This is a genomic window from Paracoccus nototheniae (assembly GCF_004335005.1).
GTDB lineage: Bacteria > Pseudomonadota > Alphaproteobacteria > Rhodobacterales > Rhodobacteraceae > Paracoccus > Paracoccus nototheniae.
This window is the reverse complement of sequence record NZ_RQRT01000148.1, coordinates 1-3219: the sequence shown is the minus strand read 5'-3', so window position 1 is coordinate 3219 and position 3219 is coordinate 1. Positions and strand designations below refer to the sequence as shown.

The following is a 3219-nucleotide window of genomic DNA, read 5'->3' as shown; positions in this document are numbered from 1 at the left end:
CACCGCGCTGGTCGAGGGCGAGGCGAAGACATCCCCCGCCACCGCCGCATCCGCCATCCCGGTACCGACATAGCCCAGAAAGGCCGGGTAATGCCCCGAGCCGCCGCCGATCACCAGCGCGACCTTGCCCACAGCGCCTGCGCCTGCACGGATCGCGCCATGGGGGACGGCCAGCACCCGGTCGGCATGGGCCGCGCAGAACCCCGAAAGGGCGCTGGCTGCGAAATCTTCGGGGCGATCAAGGACGGATGTCATCGCGGGCCTCTTTCAACGTCAGGATCTGCCGGAGGTAATCCCGGTTCTGCGCGCAGACGGACAGGCCGTCGCCGCCATAATGTTCGACCAGAAACGGGCTGGCAAAGTCCAGATCCAGCGCCCGTTCGATCGCCGCGCGCCAGTTGATCGTGCCGCCCAGCAGCGGCGCGGGATGGGTCATGACAAGGCCCGAGGGATCCTCGATCCGGGTATAGTTCTTGACGTGCCAGTATCCCGCATGGGGTGCGCAGATCTCGATCATCTCGGCCCAGGGGGCGACGGGACGATGCAGGCGGATCAGGTTGCCGATGTCGATGTTCAGCCGGACCGAAGGGTGGTCCACATCAGTCACAAAGCGCACGGCCTCGGGCGCGGTGCCCAGATAGGTGTCCTCGTACATCTCCAGCGCGATGGCGACGCCGCAGGTCTCGGCATGGCGGGCCAGATCGCGGATCCGGGTCACGGCGCGGTCGCGGGTCTCGGCATCGTCGGGATTGGGCACGCCCGCCTCGGTCCAGAACCACAGCGCCTTTTGCTGGGCCGCGGTCAGCGGGCCGAACAGGCCAAAGCTGACATGGCCGATGCCCAGTTCTGCCGCGCAATCGATGACCCGGTGCGAATAGGCCAGATGCGCATCGCCATGGACCGGGTCGATCACGCTGCGCCGCGAAGTGGACAAAGCGGGCACCGACAGCCCCAGCCCGTCGCACAGCCCCATGAACTCTGCCCGGCGCGCGGGCGTCAGATCGGCGATGCGCAGCCATGAATCGGTCGGGTCGACGGCGTCAAAGCCGCTGGCCGCGACCTGCGCCAGATCCTGCGCCCAGAGCGTCGCGCCCGCATCCTGCAGCACGGTTCCGTCGGGCCGCTGTCCCGGAAAGGGGATCATCGCGCAGGCGATCGGCCAGCGATCCGCCGTCCAGCGGGGGCCCGTCCGGTGTGGGTCCGTCCGGCGTGGGTCTGGCCGGTGCGCGGTCGGCCGATCTTCGGTCACGGCGCCACCTTGGGCATTTGCGGTTGCCTGCACATCGATCCCTCCCCGAATCATGTCATCGCCTGTTGTCTTGGTGCTAGCACAGCACAATCCACGTATCAATAATTCTGTATACAGAGCACAAAGCGCAGCATTGACTTGCCCCCGCGCGGCCTTTAGCCAGAAGAAGCGGCGGAAAAGGGAGCGCGAAGGATGACACAGACCGACCTGTCCGGCCCGGCCGATCCCGATGCCCGCATCGAGCGTCTGCCCCTGCACGAGGCGATCCTGAACCGCCTGCGCGACATGATCATCGAAGGCCACCTGCCCCCCGGCGCCCGCCTGAACGAAGGTCAGATCGGCCTGCAGCTGGGCGTGTCCCGCACGCCGCTGCGCGAGGCGATCAAGTATCTGGCCAGCGAAGGTCTGGTCGAGCTGGTGCCAAGCCGGGGCGCCGTGGTCCGCAAGTTCGGCGCCAAAGAGGTCCGCGACATGCTGGAGGTCGTGCGGATGCTGGAACAGCAGGCGGGCGCGCTGGCCTGCAGCCATGCCCCGGACGCGGGCATCGCGCAGGTCCGGGCGCTGCATGATCAGATGCTGGCCCATTATGCGCAGCGCGACCGGCTGGCCTATTACAAGCTCAATCAGGCGATCCACACCGCCATCGTCGCGCTGGCCGGGAACGAGGCGCTGTCGGATGTCCATGCCCGGTTGCAGACCCGGCTGAAGCGCGTTCGCTTCATCGGTCATGAGGGCCCCGAGAAATGGGCCAGCGCCGTCGCCGAACATGAAGAGATGATCGCCGCGCTGGAACAACGCGCCCCCGACCGGCTGTCCGAAATTCTGGGCCGCCATCTGCGTCTGGCATGGGAACGGGTGCAGGGCGACCTTTAGGCCCCCGCAGCGGACGATCCTGCGATCAGCCGGGATCGGGCCTGACGATCGGCGTCATCGCGGCGTCCGGCCGGGCGGGCCTTGATGGGGGGCCGGGCTGCGCATCCGCCCCGCCGTGACGGAACCGAACTGGGTCGGGGCCGGACCACCCCTTGGCTGCGCCCAGCTTGGCTGATCGGTCGGGGCTGGCGGACAGTCGTGTTGCTACCCCCAGACCCGCCTGCCCCTATCCCGGCACACCGGAATGGCCCCGCCCGGCATCCCGGCGATGACCGTGTCCATGCGCCGCGACCCTTTCAGGGCGCCGTGACCGGAAACGCCGCTGGCGCGCCGATCGGCCATGGGTCGCCTCGCAAAGCGCCTTCGTGCCGCTTATCCGGCCTGCAGTGCCAGCCAGTGATCGATCCCGGCCTGTGCGACCGCCTGATCCTGCGCGGGCGATCCGGACGACACACCGATCCCACCCACGACCTGCCCCTGCCACAGGACCGGCAGGCCGCCGCCCACGACCATCAGCCGCCCCCCGATGGCCGAGGCGATGCCATAGGCGGGCGCCCCCGGCTGGCTGATGGCGCCGTATTCATGCGTCGCCTTTTTCGCCGCCGCCGCCGTAAAGGCCTTGTCGATGGCAATGGTGGTCGAGGTGACCTTGCCCCCCTCCATCCGTTGAAAGGCGATCAGCTGACCGCTGTCGTCGGTGATGGCGATGCACATCGGCACGCCGATCTGATGCGCATGCGCCTCGGCCCCCGCCATCAGGATGCGGGCATCGTCAAGATCAAGGCGGGTCAGGGTCTGCATGGGGATTTCCTTTTGGGTGGCACAAGCGGGGTCGGGACGCGGCACGCGTCGGGACCGCAGATAAGGTCGGGGGTGGATCATCGATCGCCGCGATATGCAACGCCGGGCGCAGGCCCTGCGGCGTCAGCGCGCGGATCGGCGGGGTACGGATCAGGCCGTCCGATGGCGCACCCTGATCACCGCCTTTCCTCGACGGCCATGAGCACGCGTTCGGGTGTTGCGGGGGTGTCGAGATGGACGGGGGTTTTGGGATTTCCGGTTGATGCGATGGCCATGGTGATGGCTTCGAAGACGCT

The 3219-nt window shown here is 67.9% G+C and carries 4 protein-coding genes; 1 reads left to right on the top strand and 3 read right to left on the bottom strand.

The features are described 5' to 3' along the window. Together EG885_RS22110 and EG885_RS22105 are read right to left on the bottom strand one after the other, a co-directional pair. Positions 1–255 (bottom strand): dihydroxyacetone kinase subunit DhaK (locus EG885_RS22110; protein WP_207392390.1); only part of this gene is annotated, 255 nt, incomplete at its 3' end. After that, positions 239–1249 (bottom strand): sugar phosphate isomerase/epimerase family protein, encoded by a 1011-nt coding sequence (locus tag EG885_RS22105; protein ID WP_242679802.1) that lies wholly within the window; start codon positions 1247–1249, stop codon positions 239–241. The genes EG885_RS22110 and EG885_RS22105, both read right to left, overlap by 17 nt. Before the next feature lie 192 nt (positions 1250–1441). Here EG885_RS22105 and EG885_RS22100 point away from each other — a divergent pair, with 192 nt between their 5' ends. Then, a complete protein-coding gene (locus tag EG885_RS22100) occupies positions 1442–2122 on the top strand; it encodes a GntR family transcriptional regulator (protein WP_131578987.1) in 681 nt (226 codons plus the stop codon). Between the two features lie 372 nt (positions 2123–2494). Here EG885_RS22100 and EG885_RS22095 read toward each other — a convergent pair whose 3' ends face one another. Beyond that, positions 2495–2923 (bottom strand): GlcG/HbpS family heme-binding protein, encoded by a 429-nt coding sequence (locus EG885_RS22095; protein ID WP_131578984.1) that lies wholly within the window; start codon positions 2921–2923, stop codon positions 2495–2497. Between the last annotated feature and the right edge of the window lie 296 nt (positions 2924–3219).

Bases quoted from the DNA above. Each gene is read 5' to 3' on its own strand.
- EG885_RS22100 (WP_131578987.1), top strand. From the start codon at position 1,442: ATGACACAGACCGACCTGTCCGGCCCGGCCGATCCCGATGCCCGCATC.
- EG885_RS22095 (WP_131578984.1), bottom strand. From the start codon at position 2,923: ATGCAGACCCTGACCCGCCTTGATCTTGACGATGCCCGCATCCTGATG.